Source organism: Maricaulis maris (assembly GCF_003634045.1).
GTDB lineage: Bacteria > Pseudomonadota > Alphaproteobacteria > Caulobacterales > Maricaulaceae > Maricaulis > Maricaulis maris.
Genome location: NZ_RBIM01000001.1, coordinates 208,128 through 226,687 on the forward strand (window position 1 = coordinate 208,128; position 18,560 = coordinate 226,687).

The 18,560-nt window shown below is 63.3% G+C and carries 18 protein-coding genes; 14 read left to right on the forward strand and 4 right to left on the reverse strand.

What is annotated here, in order from left to right:
* Positions 1 to 41: 41 nt before the first annotated feature.
* Both C7435_RS01020 and C7435_RS01025 read left to right on the forward strand, forming a co-directional pair.
* Positions 42 to 1,646: an AMP-binding protein gene (locus C7435_RS01020; RefSeq protein ID WP_233350644.1), complete on the forward strand. Its 1,605-nt coding sequence runs from the start codon at positions 42 to 44 to the stop codon at positions 1,644 to 1,646.
* Positions 1,647 to 1,759: 113 nt separating this feature from the next.
* A complete protein-coding gene (locus tag C7435_RS01025; RefSeq protein ID WP_121209693.1) occupies positions 1,760 to 3,994 on the forward strand; it encodes a DUF2268 domain-containing putative Zn-dependent protease in 2,235 nt (744 codons plus the stop codon).
* 234 nt (positions 3,995 to 4,228) lie between these two features.
* Here C7435_RS01025 and galU read toward each other — a convergent pair whose 3' ends face one another.
* Positions 4,229 to 5,107 (reverse strand): UTP--glucose-1-phosphate uridylyltransferase GalU, encoded by an 879-nt coding sequence (galU, locus tag C7435_RS01030; RefSeq protein ID WP_075188677.1) that lies wholly within the window; start codon positions 5,105 to 5,107, stop codon positions 4,229 to 4,231.
* Between the two features lie 128 nt (positions 5,108 to 5,235).
* Between galU and glmM the strand changes: the two genes are divergently transcribed.
* The 8 genes from glmM to C7435_RS01070 all read left to right on the forward strand — a co-directional run bounded on the left by glmM (position 5,236) and on the right by C7435_RS01070 (position 13,466).
* Positions 5,236 to 6,585, forward strand: a complete 1,350-nt coding sequence (gene glmM, locus C7435_RS01035) for a phosphoglucosamine mutase (RefSeq protein ID WP_121209694.1) — start codon at positions 5,236 to 5,238, stop codon at positions 6,583 to 6,585.
* A 366-nt stretch (positions 6,586 to 6,951) separates the two neighbouring features.
* The gene (locus C7435_RS01040) at positions 6,952 to 8,151 is read left to right on the forward strand and encodes a helix-turn-helix transcriptional regulator (protein WP_075188679.1); all 1,200 of its coding nucleotides are present in this window, start codon (positions 6,952 to 6,954) and stop codon (positions 8,149 to 8,151) included.
* A gap of 186 nt (positions 8,152 to 8,337) precedes the next feature.
* Entirely contained in the window at positions 8,338 to 9,102 is a 765-nt protein-coding gene (locus tag C7435_RS01045) for a MipA/OmpV family protein (RefSeq protein ID WP_121209695.1), read from the forward strand.
* Positions 9,103 to 9,141: 39 nt separating this feature from the next.
* Positions 9,142 to 9,759 (forward strand): DUF2306 domain-containing protein, encoded by a 618-nt coding sequence (locus C7435_RS01050; RefSeq protein ID WP_170150299.1) that lies wholly within the window; start codon positions 9,142 to 9,144, stop codon positions 9,757 to 9,759.
* Positions 9,760 to 9,818: 59 nt separating this feature from the next.
* Complete coding sequence (locus C7435_RS01055) at positions 9,819 to 10,451, forward strand: hypothetical protein (protein WP_121209697.1); 633 nt, start codon at positions 9,819 to 9,821, stop codon at positions 10,449 to 10,451.
* A 140-nt stretch (positions 10,452 to 10,591) separates the two neighbouring features.
* Complete coding sequence (locus tag C7435_RS01060; protein WP_121209698.1) at positions 10,592 to 11,362, forward strand: tyrosine-protein phosphatase; 771 nt, start codon at positions 10,592 to 10,594, stop codon at positions 11,360 to 11,362.
* 14 nt (positions 11,363 to 11,376) lie between these two features.
* Positions 11,377 to 12,669 (forward strand): anthranilate synthase component I family protein, encoded by a 1,293-nt coding sequence (locus tag C7435_RS01065; protein ID WP_121209699.1) that lies wholly within the window; start codon positions 11,377 to 11,379, stop codon positions 12,667 to 12,669.
* Positions 12,666 to 13,466 (forward strand): aminotransferase class IV, encoded by an 801-nt coding sequence (locus tag C7435_RS01070; RefSeq protein WP_121209700.1) that lies wholly within the window; start codon positions 12,666 to 12,668, stop codon positions 13,464 to 13,466. The genes C7435_RS01065 and C7435_RS01070 overlap by 4 nt, the downstream gene beginning before the upstream one ends.
* Here the strand turns inward: C7435_RS01070 and C7435_RS01075 are convergent.
* The 3 genes from C7435_RS01075 to C7435_RS01085 are packed head-to-tail and all read right to left on the reverse strand — an operon-like array spanning position 13,463 to position 15,055.
* On the reverse strand, positions 13,463 to 14,002 hold the full coding sequence (locus C7435_RS01075) for a TadE/TadG family type IV pilus assembly protein (protein ID WP_075188686.1): 540 nt from the start codon (positions 14,000 to 14,002) through the stop codon (positions 13,463 to 13,465). The genes C7435_RS01070 and C7435_RS01075 overlap by 4 nt on opposite strands.
* Positions 13,995 to 14,552, reverse strand: coding sequence for a TadE/TadG family type IV pilus assembly protein (locus C7435_RS01080; RefSeq protein WP_121209701.1), 558 nt, complete (start codon positions 14,550 to 14,552; stop codon positions 13,995 to 13,997). The genes C7435_RS01075 and C7435_RS01080 overlap by 8 nt, the downstream gene beginning before the upstream one ends.
* 44 nt (positions 14,553 to 14,596) lie before the next feature.
* Positions 14,597 to 15,055: a pilus assembly protein N-terminal domain-containing protein gene (locus tag C7435_RS01085; RefSeq protein ID WP_075188688.1), complete on the reverse strand. Its 459-nt coding sequence runs from the start codon at positions 15,053 to 15,055 to the stop codon at positions 14,597 to 14,599.
* Between the two features lie 272 nt (positions 15,056 to 15,327).
* Here C7435_RS01085 and C7435_RS01090 point away from each other — a divergent pair, with 272 nt between their 5' ends.
* The 4 genes from C7435_RS01090 (at position 15,328) to C7435_RS01105 (ending at position 18,554) form a co-directional block, all read left to right on the forward strand.
* Positions 15,328 to 15,486, forward strand: coding sequence for a Flp family type IVb pilin (locus C7435_RS01090; RefSeq protein WP_075188689.1), 159 nt, complete (start codon positions 15,328 to 15,330; stop codon positions 15,484 to 15,486).
* A 128-nt stretch (positions 15,487 to 15,614) separates the two neighbouring features.
* Positions 15,615 to 16,106, forward strand: coding sequence for an A24 family peptidase (locus C7435_RS01095; RefSeq protein ID WP_121209702.1), 492 nt, complete (start codon positions 15,615 to 15,617; stop codon positions 16,104 to 16,106).
* Positions 16,107 to 16,245: 139 nt separating this feature from the next.
* Positions 16,246 to 17,082, forward strand: a complete 837-nt coding sequence (gene cpaB, locus C7435_RS01100) for a Flp pilus assembly protein CpaB (RefSeq protein WP_075188691.1) — start codon at positions 16,246 to 16,248, stop codon at positions 17,080 to 17,082.
* Positions 17,079 to 18,554 carry a type II and III secretion system protein family protein gene (locus tag C7435_RS01105; RefSeq protein WP_083634904.1) on the forward strand — a complete coding sequence of 492 codons (1,476 nt, stop codon included), beginning with the start codon at positions 17,079 to 17,081 and terminating at the stop codon, positions 18,552 to 18,554. The genes cpaB and C7435_RS01105 overlap by 4 nt, the downstream gene beginning before the upstream one ends.
* The last annotated feature ends 6 nt before the right edge of the window (positions 18,555 to 18,560 follow it).

Consider the following 18,560-nt stretch of genomic DNA (forward strand, 5'->3'; position numbering starts at 1 on the left):
GTCCGCACGACATTATCGTCAACCGCGTCGGGGAGGACGTGATGACAATGCAGCCAACCGGTCATCTCGACCCGTTCACCCGTGACCGCCTGCCACCGCGCGAGCAATGGCCGGATTTCCGTTTTGACCTCGCCGGTCTGGACTATCCCGCCCGCCTCAACTGCGGCGCCGAACTGCTGGACGGCGCCGTCGCGAAGGGCTGGGGCGAGCGCATGGCGGTCCATTGTGGCGACCGCTCGCTGAGCTATGCCGCGCTGCTCGCAGCGGCTAACCGGATCGCCAACTACCTGGTCACGGTGCTGGGTGTGGTGCCTGGCAATCGTGTCCTGCTGCACGGGCCCAACGGGATCGATCTGATGGCCGCCTGGTATGCGGTGATGAAGGTCGGCGCTGTCGCTGTGACCACCATGCCGATGTTGCGCGCCGGTGAGCTGGCCAAGGTGATCGCCAAGGGCGAGGTCGGCTTTGCCCTGTGCGACCAGGCGCTGGCCGAGCCGGTCCGCGAGGCGGCACAAGCCGAGCCGGTGTTGGCCTCGATCACCGGCTGGGGGCCGGGCAGTGCGTTCGAGACCGCGCTGGCGGCGATGCCGACCCATTTTGAAAATGTCGACACCGCCCGCGATGATGTCGCCTTGCTGGCCTTCACATCGGGCACGACAGGCCAGCCCAAGGCCTGCGCCCATTTCCATTCCAGCGTCCTGGCCATGGCCGACACCTTTGCCCGCCACACGCTGGCACCGGCACCGGACGAGATTTACACCGGCACGCCGCCTTTCGCCTTCACCTTCGGCCTCGGCGCCTTCGTCGTCTTTCCCGCCCGCTTCGGTCTCGCCGTCGCCTTGCCCGAGCGGCCGGGCTTTGAGGCCCTGTGCGAGACGATTGAACGGTTCCGTGCCACCACTTTGTTCACCGCGCCGATGGGCTATCGCGCCCTGATGGCGAGCTGGTCCGATCATGATCTCTCCTCGCTGCGCAAGGGGATTTCCGCCGGCGAGCATCTGCCCAAGGCGACGTCGGATGCCTTTTTTGCCTGTTCCGGCATTCGCTTGATCGACGGGATCGGCGCGACCGAATTGATCCATATCTTCATCTCGGAATCCGGCGGGGATATTCATCCCGGCGCCACTGGCCGCGCGGTTCCGGGTTATCAGGCACGTGTGATTGATGAGGCAGGCCGCGATGTGCCCGACGGCGAAGTCGGGCGCTTGGCCGTACGAGGTCCGACCGGCTGTCTCTATCTCGATGATGCGCGTCAGGCGGGCTATGTCAGCAATGGCTGGAATGTCACCGGTGATCTTTATCGCCGCGATACGGACGGTCGCTTCTGGTATTTCTCCCGCGCCGACGATCTGATCGTGGCGTCCGGCTATAATATCGCCGCGCCGGAGGTCGAGCAGGCGCTGTTGACCCATGAGGCCGTCGCCGAATGCGCCGTCATCGGGGCGCCGGACGATGAGCGTGGCACGATCGTCAAAGCCTTTGTCGTGCTCAAGCCCGGCTGTGATGTCGCGGCGGTCACCGAACAGGCGCTGCAGGCGCATGTGAAGGCCGAGATCGCGCCCTACAAATATCCGCGCGCCATTGTCTTCGTCGATGCGCTGCCCAAAACCCAGACCGGCAAGCTGCAACGCTACAAGCTGCGTTGAACCAGTGCGGTGGTCGGCGGCAGGGCCGTGCTTGTGGTGGCCTCGGGATACCGCTAAAGCGGGACAGGGAAGTTGCACCGGACTCATCCGGCGGCTGGCTGCGGGAGGTGTCTGTGCGTGTTGGTTATGCCCTGGGGGCGTTTGTGTGTCTGGCCGGAAGCGCGTTTGCGCAGGCGGCCGAGGATCGGATTGTCGCCGGCGAGGTGACCGAGGCGGCGCCGCGCGCGACGATCGAAATCGAGCTGGAAGCCGGCCAGGCCGTGACTGTGTCGACCCAGCCGAGCGGTGGTTTTGACACCATGCTCGAACTGCTCGGTCCGGACGGGCGAACGGTGGCGGAGAATGATGACCGCGAACCCGGCGACCTGTCCTCGCAGCTCATCTATGTCCCGCAAGTGTCCGGCCGCCATACCGCCGTGGTCACCGGTTATGGCGGTGCGACGGGCAGTTTCGACCTGGTCATTGCCGATGGCGTCGAGTTCGGCCTGTCGAGCGAAGCGCGCATCATCAGCGAAAGCATTGTCACGCTCGAACGCCAGCGCCCGCTCGAGACCCGACCGGTCGATCTGGCGGCCGACGAGATCCTGGTGGTCACCACCCATGCGCTCACCGAGACGCTCGACACCACGCTCACACTGCTGGACGCCAGCGCCACGATCGCGGCCCAGAATGATGATCGCGGTGATGGATCACTGAACTCCCAGCTGGTCTTCCAGGCACAGGAGGCGGGGCGTTACACGGTTGAGCTGGGCACGTTCGAAGGCGCGAGTTTCGGCGATGTCGTCCTGTCCATCGCCGTCGATCCGCATGCCGAGGTGCCGTTCGACTTCGACAGTATCGAGCGCACGCCCTTTGCCGAATACAGCGGCACGATCGGTGGTCGCGACACCGAGTTTGACTATCCGCTGGAGCTCGCTGCCGGCGAGACCATTCTGGCGATTGCCGAAGCGACCAATGGCGATCTCGACACGGTCCTGCGCCTGGTCGGCGCGGATGGCAATCCGGTGGCGCTCAATGATGATCGCGGTGACGGCTCGCTGCATTCCGCCATCGCCTTCACGGCACCGGAACCCGCGACTTATACGCTCGAGCTGCGTCGTTATCGCAGCGGCGAGAGTTCCGGCGATTTCACGCTGGAACTGTCGCATGTCGAGGCCTCGGTGGTCGATATCTTGCAGGAATTGCTGGAAAACCGGGTCACGCTGAGCGGTCCGGAGCTGACACTGGAAACACCCGACTTCCGGGTCCACTATACGCTGGAAGGCGTCGACGCCTCCTCCACCGAATATGCCGAATCTGTCGGCGAGGCCCTGCAGGCCATGCTCGACAGCCAGGTGACGCAAATCGGCTGGGCCGAGCCGGTACGTGATGATGATGGTCGTTATACCGCCTATGTCGCCGATGCCGACGGCTCGATGGGCGTGACCTATCCGGTGCAGATCGTGTTCGACAACGCCAATACTGCCGATGTCCGCGAGACCTCGGCAGCGCGGACCGTCTTCGTGATCGACAATGATTTCGTTGGCATGGGCAAGGAAGCGTCGGTGCACAGCCTGATGCGCGCCACGGCGACGCATGAATTCAACCATGTGATCCAGTTCGGTTACGACTCCGAAGAAGGCCTGGACTGGCTCTATGAGGCGACCGCCTCCTGGACCGAGACGACCACGGTCGGCGCCGACCAGGATGCCACCGACTATGTCGAGACCGATTTCGACGCACCGGAAGTGTGCTGGACCACCAGCCAGGACGGGTTCGATTACTCGCAATGGACCTTGCTGCAGTCGATGGCCGACGTCTATGGCGACGGTATTGTCGTCACGATGTGGGAGAACAGCGTCGCTCTGGACGGGTTCGAAACGATGGCGGCGACGCTGGAACCGGTCGGGACGACCATCCCGGACGTCATCAGCCGCTGGCGGACCCAGAATTATGCCCTCGCTTACGATCTGGCTCCGATGTTCAACAGCACGGTCCGTATCCAGCACACGCTCAGCAGTGAGCGCGGCTGGATGTCGAAGGGTGGTCTGGAGCAGCTCGGCGCCAATTATATTGTGGTCGATCTGGACGGGGTTTACGCGTTTTCCCTGCGCGGCGATGACGGGCTGGAATTGCTGGCCCTTGCCCATGACGGCGGCGAAATCCAGGTCATCCCGCTGGGGCGTGGCGGTGTTGTCGACACCACTGCGTATGACTCGGTCGCCCTGATGATCTTCAACCGAACGATGCCGGAAGCCCCGGGCGTGTGCAGCGATGTCGGCTATTCGCTGGACGTGGCGCCGGCGACGTCGCCCGCTGCGGCCCCCGCTTACAGCTTCAGCGCGGAACACTTCACTCCGCCGGGCTAGGTGCGAGTTTCACAAGCCTGTCCACCCAGGCTACCGCCTTGAGACGGGGTGTTGAGAAACGAGCCGTCTCAAGGCGAGTCCGGATGTGTCCCGACAGGAATGCCTGAACAACGTCTTGAGAAACGTGACCTGCCGCGCCAAATCGCGACGTCGGATCACGCTCGGCAGGTGTTCTGCGGCAATTGAATGCTTCCTTGTCGGGGCGCCAGCGGAGGATATGCGCGCACGACGGTCCTATTTGTGCCGATCAAGGACATCCCGAGCGACGGCCCTGGCCTGCTCGCCGATGACTTTGTCATTGAGCGCATAAGCCAGGCTGGCGCGCAGATAGCCCAGCTTGCTGCCGCAATCATAGGACTGTCCGTCGTACTCGACGGCGTGAAAGTCCTGGATATCCATCAGCCTGGCCATGGCGTCGGTCAATTGGATTTCACCACCGGCACCGGCTGCCTGGTCGGCCAAGAAGCGGAAAATTTCACCCTGCAGGATATAGCGGCCGGTAATCGCCAGATTGGAAGGCGCCGTGCCGAGCGGTGGCTTTTCGACCATGCCGTTCATACGCAGGCGATTGCCGTCGCGGGACGCCGGGTCGATCACCCCGTATTTGTCGACTTCGCTATCCGGAACAGCTTCCACGGCGATAATGTTGCCGCCGGTTTCCTGATAGGCATCAACCATCTGGGCAAGACAGCTGCGTTCGGCCTGGACCAGGACGTCCGGCAGCAGGATCGCGAAGGGTTCGTCACCGATTATGTCGCGCGCGCACCAGATGGCGTGTCCCAGGCCCAGCGGGGCCTGTTGCCGCACAAAACTCATTGAGCCGGGGATCGGTCGCGTGCACGCGACCTCTTTGAGGATGTCAGTCTTGTTTTTGGCTTCCAGCGTCGCTTCCAGCTCGAACGCGGTATCGAAATAGTCCTCGATGGCGCCCTTGTTGCGGCCGGTGACGAAAACAAAGTGCTCGATCCCGGCGGCGCGTGCCTCATCCACGACATACTGGATGGCGGGGCGGTCGAAGACCGGCAACATTTCTTTCGGAATCGTCTTGGTGGCGGGCAATACCCGCGTCCCCAAGCCGGCCACCGGAAGCACGGCCTTGCGAATAGGCTTCATTTATCATCCCCTTGACGAAGCGGTTTGTCGGTTAGCGTATCGGGATTGTAGCGTCCAGCACAACGATTCACTTCGCATAAGGCGGTACGTCTTATATAGGACGCCGGACGACATTCGGGGACCAAGTCATGGGCAAGAAATATTTCGGCACCGACGGCGTGCGCGGTCTGACGAACAGCTTCCCCATGACGGCGGAAACAGCACTGCGTCTGGGCATGGCTGCGGGCAAGCATTTTGTCCGGCACACCGGGCGCCACTCGGTGGTGATCGGCAAGGATACGCGCCTGTCCGGCTACATGATCGAGAGCGCGCTGGTCGCCGGTTTCACCTCGGTCGGGATGGATGTCTTCCAGTTCGGCCCTTTGCCGACGCCGGCCGTCGCCCTGATGACGCGGTCCCTGCGCGCCGATCTGGGCGTCATGATCACGGCGTCACACAATCCCTACCACGACAATGGTATCAAACTTTTCGGCCCCAACGGACGCAAGCTCGACGACAAGACCGAGCTCGAGATCGAGGCCCTGATGGACGGGTCGCTGTCGGAGGAGCTCGCCGCGCCGTCCGACCTCGGCCGTGCCAAGCGTGTCGATGATGCCCAGGCGCGTTATGTCGAGATCGTCAAATCCTCCTTCCCACGCTCGCAGCGCCTGTCCAATCTTCGCCTCGTGGTCGATTGCGCCAACGGCGCCGGTTACAAGGTCGCACCCACGGTCCTGTGGGAGCTCGGCGCCGACGTCATCCCGATCGGGGTTGAGCCGAACGGGTTCAACGTCAATGAGGAGTGCGGCTCTACCGCGCCGGCCCGTCTGTCCAAGGAAGTGGTGAAGTTTCGCGCCGATCTTGGCATCGCCCTCGACGGCGATGGTGATCGTGTGGTGCTGTGCGACGAGAAGGGGCGTGTCATTGATGGCGACCAGATACTTGGGCTGCTGGCGGGGCACTGGCAGGATACAGGCGATCTCAAACACCCGGCCATCGTCGCGACAGTGATGTCCAATTTGGGTCTGGAGCAACACCTCGCCAAACGCGGCATTACGCTTGAGCGGACGCAGGTTGGTGACCGCTATGTGTCCGAGCGCATGCGCGAAACCGGGATCAATCTCGGCGGCGAAGCGTCCGGCCATATCGTGATGCCGGATTACGCGCCGACCGGTGACGGCCTGATCGCCGCATTGCAGGTATTGCGCGTGCTCGGCGAGAGCGGCAAGCGCGCTAGCGAATTGCTGAACGTGTTCAAGCCGGCCCCGCAATTGCTCGAGAATGTCCGCGTGTCGAAGGGCAAAAAGCCGCTGGAAGCGGAGGCGGTGAAAGCGGCCATTGCCGAGGCCGAAACACGCATGGGAAAGGCGGGGCGTCTCGTTGTGCGCGCGTCGGGCACCGAGCCGGTCGTTCGTGTCATGGCCGAGGGCGAACAGAAGCTGATCCGGTCGGTCGTCGACGACGTGCGGACCGCCGTCGAAAATGCCGCGATGACCTGATGGGCGACCGGTCAATGACCGGCGCCGACAAAATCAGTACGCCCTTCAGGGATTGACTGCTCGGGCTCGCGTCGATGGCGTCTCGTGCGCAACAACCCAGTCTCAAGGCGCCAGTCCGAGTGTGCAATCGCGTGAGACCCCGTGCCGGGCGCCGGCATTGCAACACTGTGCGACCGCATTCTTCTTTCGGCAACAATCATGAAGATGTCGTCAGGCAGACCGACCTTATCGACTTGCGTCCGATGAGCGCTGCCTGATCAGCTAGCACCGGCAGCTGCTGGAAGCGTCGAATGAGGCCGAGGCGGGGTAGTGACGGCGCCGCCTTTCCGGTAGGGGAGGGATAATACAAGCACACGCGAGGATGTGATGGCCGGTCTGTTTTTGCCGTTGGAACTGACCCTGTCCGAATTCCTGGAGCTGGTGGCCGGCGGGATGACAGCCGCGACGGCGCTGTTCGCCGGCCTGTTGCTGCTCGGTCGCGATCACGATGCGCGCATGCGTGCGCTCGGCCTCGCCATCTTCCTGCTTGCGACCGCTGTGTCGGAACTGGATGAGCTTGCGATGCTCGGCGGCGCCTATGTCGCCTATCCGCATCTGGCGATGGTGTTCTGGCCGGTCACCGTGGTGATCGGCCCGGCCATCCTGCTTTATGTGAGGGACATGACCGCGGCTCAGCGACGACCGCTGACGCCGATACGCCTTGTCCGCTATTTCTGGTCGGTTCCCGCAGGCTATGTGATCGCACTGCCATTCTATTTCCTGCCAGCCGACAGAAAACTGGCCTTGTTTGCCGGCGAAACCGACGGGCTCGAGCTGGCCGCTGCCGTACCCCTGGTCTTGATGGCGACCTTCCTCGTTATCGCATTTGTCTCCCTGGTGATCGCGTACCGGGCCCTGCTCGTTCACACCCGCTCGGTGCGCAACCTGTTCGCCAATATCGAGGACAAGTCGCTGAGCTGGGTGCGGGTGGTCCTGTTTGTCCTGTCGGCGGCCTGGATATGGGGGGCAGTGATGGTGATGTGGCGCTTCGACAATAGTCTGCCGGGCTGGCAGGGCCTCGCGGCAACGGTGCTGGAGTTGGGCTGGGTCTTTGCGTTCGGCTTTTTTGGCGTACGTCAGGCGGCGATCTACAAGCCGGTCGAGCCGGCGACGCCATCGGTGCCGACCGGAAAATATCATCGCTCGGCACTGGATGCGCCGCGCATGCAACGGATCGCAGGTCGTGTCGCTGCGGCCATGGAGGAGCGGAAGCTATACCGCGACTCAACCCTGTCCTTGCGCCAGCTCTCGGACGAAATCCGGGTCTCCGAGAACTATATTTCGCAAACCCTGAACGACCAGATGGGGCGAAATTTCTTCGACTATGTAAATGCCTGGCGCATCGGTGAGGCCTGCCAGCGCCTCGCCGCCGGAGCCCGGATACTGGAAACCGCGCACGCGACCGGCTTCAATTCACGGTCAACCTTCAATGCCGCTTTTCGCAAACACACCGGCATGACGCCCAGTGCCTGGCGTCGGGAACCCGAAGTCTGGCCTGACGGATTGCCGCGGCCGGACACCGCCTGAATTTTCCGATTGTCTCACTGCGATCATGTCCGGGCGTGACCGTCCGGACATCTGAACGTACCGGCCTGACGGTCCGGACGACTTTGTGTGCCGCCGACGGTCACAAGTCGAGCCGGCCCGTTGCTCCCATCTCCCCAGATAAGTCCCCCCGGGGGCAGCGGGCGCCAACCAAAGGTGAGAGTGAAGATGAAGCTTGTTTATTGCTGGAGTATCCTGGCCTCGGTCGCGGTGGCGTCGAGCCTGTGTTGCGGCAATGTCGGCGCGCAAGAGCTAGAGCGCCGATGGACGTTCGGGCTTGGCGTCGCCATTGAGTCCAATCCCTATCTCGGCGCGACCGATGACACGACGGTCAAGGCGCTGCCCTATATTGCCTACGAAGGAGACCGCTTCTCTGTGTCACCCGAAGGGCTTGAGGTCGGCCTGTATGAGAATGACCGGATCCGTCTTGAAGGGCTTGTTGCACCGCGCTGGCAGTTTTCGGACCCGGCAGACGTGCCCGACCTGTCAGACATGCAGCGGGAAATCGCGGTGGATGCCGGCTTCCGCCTGTCGACTGAAACCGGCCCGGTCTCGATTTCCCTCGACTATCTCACTGACATATCCGGCCGCCACAAGGGCCAGGAAGTGGCGCTGACGGCGGGCGTGGTGTCGCAAATCGCGCCGCGATGGACGGTGGCGGCAGAAACCGGCGCCCGTTGGCGTGATGGAGATCTGGGCACCTACATGTATGGCGTCTTTGCCGATGAGGTTGCCCTCGACCGCCCGGCCTATTCGGTCAGCGGCACTGTATCGCCGTTCTTCGGGGCGACCGCCAGATACGCCCTGACGGACCGTGTCGCCCTGGTCGGCGGCATCGAGTTCGAGATGATCCCCGACGAGGGACGCGACAGCCCGATCATTGATGCCGACTCCCAGTACGGCGCCTTCCTTGCTGTCACCATGCGGTATTAGGGCTGCATGTCGCGCCGTGCGGGGATCGGGAGGCGGCCCATGGGCTTCATCTGCCAGCGTCCCGGCACGGCGCTGCTCGGACTTGCGGCCGTGGCGGTTTGCGTCGGGTCCCTGGCTTATTTCTCGGCGCCGGTCGGGGATTATCCGTTTGACGAGCAGAACCGCGCCTATGCCGGCCTTCATGATGTGCTGGTGGTCCATATCGCCGCAGGCATGACGGCTTTGCTGGCCGGACCGATCCAGTTGCTGGTTTGCATGCAGGCCCGGCTCAGGGCGCTGCATCGCCTCGTCGGCGTGACCTTTGCCGGCGCAGCGGTGCTATGCGCTGTCTGCGGGTTGATCCTCGCCGGGCATGCGTTTGGCGGTGGACCCAACAATGCCGCGTTCTCGGCGTTGGCAGTGTTGCTGCTTGTCACCACCGTCATGGGGGTTGGCAAAATTCTCATCCGCGATCCGGCCGGCCATCGTATCTGGATGCTGCGCGCCTATGCGTTGATTTTCTCCGCCGTCACGCTCCGGGCGGAAACCGCGGTCCTGGTCGCCGGTTTCCAACTGGATTTCCCGACCGCTTATGGCATTGCAGCCTGGACCTGCTGGGTGGGAAATCTTGTCGTGACCGAATGGCTGATCCTTGCGCGCGGTGCGCGGCGTTCCTGAACGGTTGTTGTGCCGGGGCAAGTCCGGCTAACCTCCAGCCAGCCAATGCGGATCAGCTCATGTCGACACAATCATCCCCCTCCCTGCCGTCCTGGTTCGGTCGTGCCCTTGTCGAGGGGTTTTTGATCGTCTTTGCGGTCGTGCTCGGTTTTCTCGTCAATGAATGGCGCGAGGATGTGGCGGATCGGCGCGCGGCCGAGGCGGCGATGGGCCGTGTCGTCGCCGAGATCGAGGCCAATATCGCGGCCCTGGAAGCCGTCGCCGGCTATCACGAGGAGGTGGTCGAGCGGATCGGTGCGCGGCTCGCGGAACTCGAGGCCTCGCCGGAGGGGGCCGAGGGCGTGCTGTTCGATGAATTCCCCCGCGTTCTGCCGCGCGGGGTCAATGCGCCGGGCTTGTCGCGTTTTGCCTGGGAGCACGCCCAGCAGCATGGCCGACTCAATGTTCTGCCCTATGCCCGCGTATCCGAGGTCGCCCGGATCTATGAAATGCAGGCCAATGGTGTGGAATCGACTTGGCGGCAAATCGTCGAATTATTGTTTGCCGGGCCGGAAATCATGCGCCCGCAGGATCTCGGCCCCAGCCTGCGCTTCACCCAGATCGGCTTTACCGAACTGGCCTCCCAGGAACGCTTCCTGATCGGCCAGTATGAGCGTTTGCTGGAGAGGCTGGACGAGAGCCCGGACGCCTAGCCATTCCGATCCGTCGGCAGATCATTCAGCGGGCGAGGGACAGGCACTAAAGATACATGGTCCCCGTCCTGCTTTTGCGGAGCGCGGCAATTCGGTCAGCGCCCCTTGCCGCGGGGCGGGTGATTGCGTACCTCCGATGCATGACTCGCATCACACCGCTCGAAGGCGTCCACAATTTCCGGCATTTCCACGGCTATGAAGGTCGGGATGGCGCACGCGTGAAGGACGGGCTTTACCGCTCCGGCCACTTTTCCCGTGCCAGTGACAATGACTGGAACCATATCGGCGGGCTGGGCATCCGGGTCGTCGCGGATTTGCGCAAGCCGCGCGAACGCACCAACGAGCCCTCCAACTGGCCGGATCCGATCGCGCCGCGTGTGCTGGCCTCCGACAAGGGTGATGCCGGCGAGCCGCCGCACCTGCGCTTTTTGCGCATGGGTGTGCACACGCCGGACGGGGTGCGTGACTATATGCTCTCGGCCTATCGCCGCATTCCGATGGAAGAGGGCAATATGGATGTCTATCGCGACGCCTACCGGGCGCTCGCGACCGGCGACGCCGAGGCCGGCTTCCTCGTCCACTGTGCTGCCGGCAAGGACCGGACCGGGATATTCTGCGCCCTTGTGCTCGACGAGTTGGGCGTCGATCGTGATACCGTCATCGCGGATTACGAGATGACCAATCAGGCGGTGAATTTCGACGCCATAATCCCGCGCATCCGTGAGCGCGTGCTGGCCGATTATGGACAGGCCATGGAGCCGGACATGATGCGGGTCTTCCTGGGTGTCGATGGTGATTATCTTCGCCAGGCTTTCGAGACCATGGGCGGGGTTGATCATTATGTGCGTGAGCATCTTGGCATTACCGAGGATGAACGCGCCGCCCTGCGCGCACGCTGGCTGACCGGCTGACCCGGCCTCCCGCCATGGCCGCTCCACACCCTGAAACCCATCTGCCCTGGCGCGACCCGCTCGTCGTGTTTGCGCCTTGGGCCGAGACGCCGAACGCGCTGCTCCTGCATGACGGCCGACACAATCGCGCGCGTCTCTTCGTGCATCCCGACCGGGTGATGACCGGGACGGATCGGGCCGATTTCGACGCGCTGGCGGCCATTGCGCGCCGCGAAGGGGGCGTCTGGGCCGGCCTGTTCGGCTATGACCTTGCCGCCGCCTTTGAACGCCTGCCGCATCTCGATCCGCGCTGGCCACCGCTTGCGATGGCCCGCTATCCCGCCTGGGCCGAATTTGATCGGGACGGTGGCATGATCCGGGTTCGCGGCGGGTCTGCCGGTGCTGTTGCCCGGCTGGCCGATGCCATCAATGCCGTCCCGGACGCGGCGTCGACTGCTGCGGTTGACGCGCGGGCACTCGACTGGTCGCCGCGCTGGGACCGCAACACCTATCTCGCAGCTGCCGGCAAGGCGCGCGACTATGTCCATGCCGGTGATGTCTTCCAGGTCAATCTTTCGCAGGCCTTTGACGTTTGGCTCGATCCGGTCGACACGCCCTGGCAGGTCTTTGCCCGTCTGTGTGAGGCCTCGCCTGCGCCGCATGCCGCATATCTCTGCCTCGACGCGGACCATGTCGTGCTGACCAATTCGCCGGAGCGTTTCCTCAAGGTCGGGGGGCGCCGTGTCGAGGCGCGGCCGATCAAGGGCACGCGGCGCCGATCTGCCGATCCGGCCGAGGACAAGGCCTTGGCCGCTGAATTGTTAGCCAGCGCCAAGGACCGGGCGGAAAACCTGATGATTGTCGACCTGATGCGCAATGACCTGTCGCGGGTCTGTGCGCCCGGTTCGGTCAGCGTGCCGGTGCTGTGCGAGATCGAGAGCTATGCCAATGTCCATCATCTGGTCTCGGTGGTGGAGGGTGACCTTGCCGACGGGCGCGACGGGTTCGACCTTCTGGCCGCCAGCTTCCCGCCCGGCTCGATCACCGGCGCCCCGAAGGTGCGGGCGATGGAGATCATTTCCGAACTCGAGGGCGAGCCGCGCGGCGCCTATTGTGGTGCGCTGGGCTGGATCGACATGGAACGCGGCGATATGGACTTCAATGTCATGATCCGCACGGCGGCCCTGCGCCGCGATGGCGGCCAATGGCGCGCCAGCCTGCGCTCCGGCGGTGGTATTGTCGCCGATAGCGAGCCGGTCGCGGAGTACGAGGAAACACTGACCAAGGTCTCGGCCCTGCGCCAGGCCTTGGGGGCGGGATCGGCATGAACGGAATTGCTTTCAAGGATGGCGAGTGGATCGAAACCGCCCGCACCGGCTGGAGCCTCGCGGATCGGGGCGGTCTTCTGGGCGACGGCCTGTTTGAAACCCTGCATGTGATCAAGGGCAAGGCGGTCCGTTTTGATCGCCATATGACGCGTCTGGCACGCAGCGCGGCCGAACTCGGCTTGCCGGGGCCACACGACGCTGACGGCATGGCCGGCCTGATCGAGGAATTGGTGGCGCGCAATGCGCTCAAGGACGCGATGGTGCGCCTCACCCTGACGGCCGGGCCGGGGCCGCGCGGTCTGGAGCGGCCCGACGAGCTGGTCCCGTCGCTGACTCTGACGGCCTCGCCCCGCGCTGCGCCGCCCGCCTCCATTGCCCTGTCGCTCAGTGAAATCCGTCGCTCGCCGGCCAGTCTGGCGGCGCGCCACAAGACCCTGTCCTACATGGACAATATCCAGGCGCGCCGGCAGGCGCGCGGGCAGGGGGCTGACATGGCCTTGCTGCTGGATACGCGCGGTCATGTGTCGGGTGGCGACAGCGCCAATGTGTTCTGGCTGATTGCCGGCGAGGTCTATACGCCGGCGACCGCTTGCGGTGTTCTCGCCGGGACGGTGCGGGCCGAGATTCTTGACTCGATGCCGGTCGAAACCGGTGCGTTCGGACTGGATGTGCTGGAGGGGGCTGAGGCGGTGTTCGTGACCAATGCCGCCTTCGGCGCGGTTCCCGTAGCGACGCTCGACGGGCGTGCCCTGGGGACCGGCGAATTGCCGGCGCGGATCAAGGCGCTCTTTGCCTAACTCCGCGAGACGACGATCGAGCGGCGCGGGCGGAGATAGAAGATTTCAGAAATATTGAACTGGCTTACCCCAAGCTCGCCGAACATGGTGTCGTACTCGTAGTTCACCTCGACCATGATGACGGAACGATTGCGCTCCAACACACCGCTGGGAATGGTCACCGTGCTGCCCTCGGAATAGGGCGCCATGCCTTGCGCGTCGGACCATTGCACTTCGACATTATCGCTGCTGTCCATCAGCACCGAGGTGATGCGGATCTGCAGCGGGGTCGGGTCAAACGGCGCCGCGATGACAGAGCCGGCATTGAGAATGTCGGTCATCTCGTCATCGGTGATGATGTCGTCCTGGGCGACCAGGTCGGCGAGGGCGCTGGAGATCGAGGTGATCTTGCGGTCGATCGAAAGGGCCAGGCTGATCTCCACCGAGCCGAGATAGAGCAGGATCATGAACGGCGCGATCAGGGCGAACTCGACCGCGGACACGCCGCGGCGGTCGCGGAAAAGACGGCTGATCGAGCGGGTGAGCGGCTTAATCATCAAAAGGCTCATTGCGGAAAACGGTCGCGGAGGTGATCAGGCGCTGATTGTTCTCCATGTTGGACAGGGCGCCGCCGAAATTGGGGGTCATCAGCGACCAGCGATAAAAGACGCGCACCAGCACGATGTCGCCCGCGTCACCGGGTTCCCAACCAAAATCGGAATTGTCGAGGGCACCATTTTCGTCGATCGGGCTGGACTGGTCGACCGTGTCGAAGTCCTCGAACACCTGCACGTCGATCTCGAGTTTATCGCAATCGGCGACTGTCGAGATCAGGTTGCACACTTCCTGACGGAAGCCGGCTTGCGACATGCCACCGGTCTGGGCCTCGCCGGTGCGGATCTTGCGGGCTGACTCCAAAACCGCGTTTTCGAGCACGGTACCGGTGAAGAAGACAGCGGCGATTTCGATCATCGCAAAGAGAAGCAGGAAGAAGGGCGCCGCGATCATTGCGAATTCGATCGCGGTTGCACCGTTGTCGGCCCGGCAAAAGCGGGCGAGTTGCGCTTGGTGGCGCTTTGGTGCGGCTGTATCTGATGCGGTGGTCATTGGTGTCCCCATCCAAGGCCCGGCTTTTGCGGGCCTCCTCCCTGTTACTGGGGATTGTCGCCGGACATCGCCGTGTCGACGATCGACAGGCGACCACGTTGCTGGTCGGTCAGGGCTTCGGTGCGTTCGGTATCGTCGCCGACGCGCGGGACCTCACCACACACCGCCCCGCAAGACAGGGTGTGCTGGTTCGGGCCGCGGAACAGGGCGACCTGGCCGGCGACCGGATTCGAGACGACGACGTCGCGCTCGTAGATGACGCGGCCGATACGGTCGATGGCGATCACATTGGTGCGGCCCTGCAGGCGACCGGTGACGATCAGTGTGCGGCCGTCATGCACCATGGCGTCGGCGATTGAGGGATTGCCGACCACAATCGCGGAGGCCTCGGCAGGCAGGCGGATCACTTCGGCATGCTCGACAGGCACGGCCAGGTCGTGCGCCGCAACGGGGGCGACGCAGACAATCGCCAGGGTGAAGGCGGTGGCAATCCGGTTGAACATGGCAGGCGCTCCGTGCCGCTGTGTGAAACTGGCGACCACTCTCGCGCGCGCGTCTGAATCTTTTCTAAACGCAGCTGAGATTGTTTGAGCTCTTTGCGCCCGGTTCCCGTTATTTGAATGTTAACTATAGCAGAGGTTCACGCAAATATATGTTTTGTTAAGCACGAATTTTTACTCGGCAGAAAGTCTTCTCGTGTCTATTGGTCAGCGTTCAGGAGGGGTCGGGACGGATCGGCTCCTGATGGTTGGGAACTTTCACGGGAGTATACAAAATGAAAATGATTTCTCGCTTCTTCAAAGACGAATCTGGCGCCACCGCGATTGAGTACGGCCTGATTGCCGCCCTTATCGCTGTTGTCATCATCGGCGCTGTGACGGCTCTTGGCACCGAGCTTTCGGGCAATTTCGACGCAATCACCGCCGCCATCTGATACGGCGTCTGCGTGACACGAATGGCAGGGCCGCTCCGATCGGAGCGGCCCTGTTTCGTTTGCCAACCGCTCATTAAGGCTTCGTGGTCACTCTCCGCAGGAATGGTAGAGGGGGCGAACCCGTGTTGATGCAGATGGTGATACTGGGCCTGGTCGGCCTGATGTTGGTGGCGGCGGTTTTCGATGCCGTCAAATTCATCATTCCCAACTGGTTGTGCGGCCTGGTCGTGCTGACTTTCCCGGTCGCGGTGCTGGCCGCCGGCCTGGGTTGGTCGGACGCCGGCAATCACATGCTTGGTGGCGTGATTGCCCTGCTCATCGGCTTTGCCCTGTTCGCTCCGGGCTGGATTGGCGGCGGCGACGCAAAATTGTTCGCCGCTTCGGCGCTGTGGTTCGGCTGGCCGGAAATCCTCGCATTTCTTATCCATACCGTGATTGCCGGCGGGGTGCTGGTGATCCTCCTCCTTGCCCTGCGCTGGCTTGCCCCGCGCATTCCCGCCCTCGCGGCACGTGTCGAGGATAGCGCACTGGCGGTAAATGCCCCGGTTCCTTACGGAATTGCGATCGCCGCCGGGGTTTTCTGGAGCCTGCCGAACAGCGTCTTCTGGGGCGCCTTTTAGGCACATTTGAGCGGTGTCTTGCCGGCCCTGAAAAAAGCCCTCATTAGGGGGCATTGTCCCGATAGCATTAACGCGACTTTGAGGAATTCAGCGTCTCCTAGCACATGAATTCGTGTGCCTGAGAGGTTCGAGACGCCTGATGAACGCCGTCCGCATCGCCATTCTTGTCGCCGCCGCCATTGCTGCGGTCGCCGTGGCCATTTTCGTTCGCCAGGCCATGTCCAGCAACGAAACGCCGCAGGTTGTGGAAGTCGAGGAGCGGCCCGCCGTCCGCATTCTTGCGGCCCGCCGCGACGTTCAGATTGGCGAGCGAATCAGTGCTGCTGACTTCTACTGGCAAGCTTGGCCCGATGAGGCCATTGCGCCGGGATATATTGTTGAAAACCGCGGTCAGGCGATTGCCGACTTCGCCGGTTCGGTGGTTCGTGCCCCGATCAGTCAGGGAGAACCGATCACCGGTCGCCGCCTTGTCCAGCCCGGTGATGCCGGTTTCATGGCCGCCGTTCTGACGCCGGGAATGCGCGCCGTGGCGGTACCGATCTCGGCCGAGACCGGGGCGGGCGGTTTTATCCTGCCGAATGATCGCGTCGACGTGATCGTCTCCTTTGAAGAAGAGTCGGAAGGCCGTCGTGGTTCGAGCCGTGCCTTCGTCGCCCGCACGATCGTCGAAAATGCCCGCGTGCTCGCGATTGACCAGTCCTTCTCCAGCGATGGTGATGACGAAGTTGCCGTCGGCGAGACTGCGACCTTGGAACTCACCCCCGACCAGGCCCGTGCCGTGTCCGTCGCGGTCGCCCGCGGCGAAATCGCGCTCGTGCTGCGCAGCCTGACCGACAATACCGGTGATCCGGTCCTGGTTTCCGGCGGCAATCTGCCGGAAGCCCCGGCCCAGTCTTTCGAGGAGCGTCGTTCGAGCTCCGTCACCCTGATCCGCTATGGCCGCGCCCAGCAAGTTGCGCTGGGTGGGGACGAATGAGGACCGAGATGATGATCCGCACCCTGCTCCTGCTGGCCAGCCTGGCCCTTGCAGCGCCGGTCGCCGCCCAGCCGGCAGGCACCGAACGTGGCAATACGATGCAGGTCTATATCCGCGAGCCGGGCAATGGTCCGGTTTCCGAGACCTTGAACCTGCCGCTGTCGAAGGCCGCGGTTGTCCATCTCCCGGTTGATGTCGCGGACGTGCTGGTGACCAATCCTGCGGTGGTCGAGGCCATCGTGCGGACGCCGCGTCGCGCTTACATCATGGGCATGGCGACCGGCCAGACGAACGCCTTCTTCTTTGATGCCAATGGCCAGCTGATCCTGGACCTTAACTTGCGAGTCGAGCGCGACCTGTCGCCGCTGCAGGAATCGATCAACCGCTTCCTGCCCAATGCGCGGGTCGAGGTTGAAGCGATGAATGATCATATCGTGCTGTCGGGCCGTGCCCCGAGCGCGTCGGATGCCGATGCCGCGTTGCGCATCGCCCAGCGCTGGGTCGATGAGCCCGATCACATCCTGTCGATGATCACGGTGGAAGCGCGCGAGCAGGTCATGCTCCGCGTCCGGATCGTGGAAATGCAACGCACCATCGTGCGCCAGCTCGGTGTCAATCTGTCGACCGCCGGCACCACGGGTGAATTCGGTTTCGGGGTCTCGACGCAGCCGGACTTCTCCCGCGTCGGTCGCTTTCTCGGTGGCACGAGTGCCATGCTCGACTGGGTCAGCGGCAATCCGGGCGGTGTCGAAAATGTCAGCGCCTTGTTGCAGGCGATGGAACGGGTCGGCCTGGTCCGCACCCTGGCCGAACCGAACCTGACCGCGATCACCGGTGAAAGCGCGAACTTCCTGGCCGGTGGCGAATTCCCGGTCCCGGTCGGGCGCGATCGTGATGGCAATATCATTATTGAATACAAGCCCTTCGGTGTCGGCTTGGGCTTCACGCCCGTTGTCCTGTCAGAAGGTCGCATCTCGCTGCGCATCTCGACGGAAGTGTCGGAATTGACGAGCCAGGGCTCGCTCACCTTCCAGTCGAACAATGTCACGGATGACGACGGAAACGTCATCGGTACGGTGCCGGGCCTGACCATTCCCGCCCTCAATGTGAACCGTGCCGAGACCACTGTGGAACTGCCGTCGGGTGGCAGCCTTGTCCTGGCCGGCCTGATCCAGGAAGAAACGCGCCAGAATCTCGACGGGGTTCCCGGTGTCCAGAACCTGCCGGTGCTGGGGTCCTTGTTCCGTTCGCGGGATTACGAGAACCAGGAAACCGAACTGGTCGTGTTGGTGACGCCGTATCTGGTCGATCCGACAAACCCGAACCAGATGCAGACGCCTGCGGACGGATTCCGCAATTCCAGCGAGGCATCGACCCTGCTCTTCGGCCGCATCAATCGCGCTTATTCGGTCCCCGGATCGGATACGGGCGAACGCGGTTGGAGTGGTCCGGTCGGCTTCCTGTTCGAGTAGTGGAGT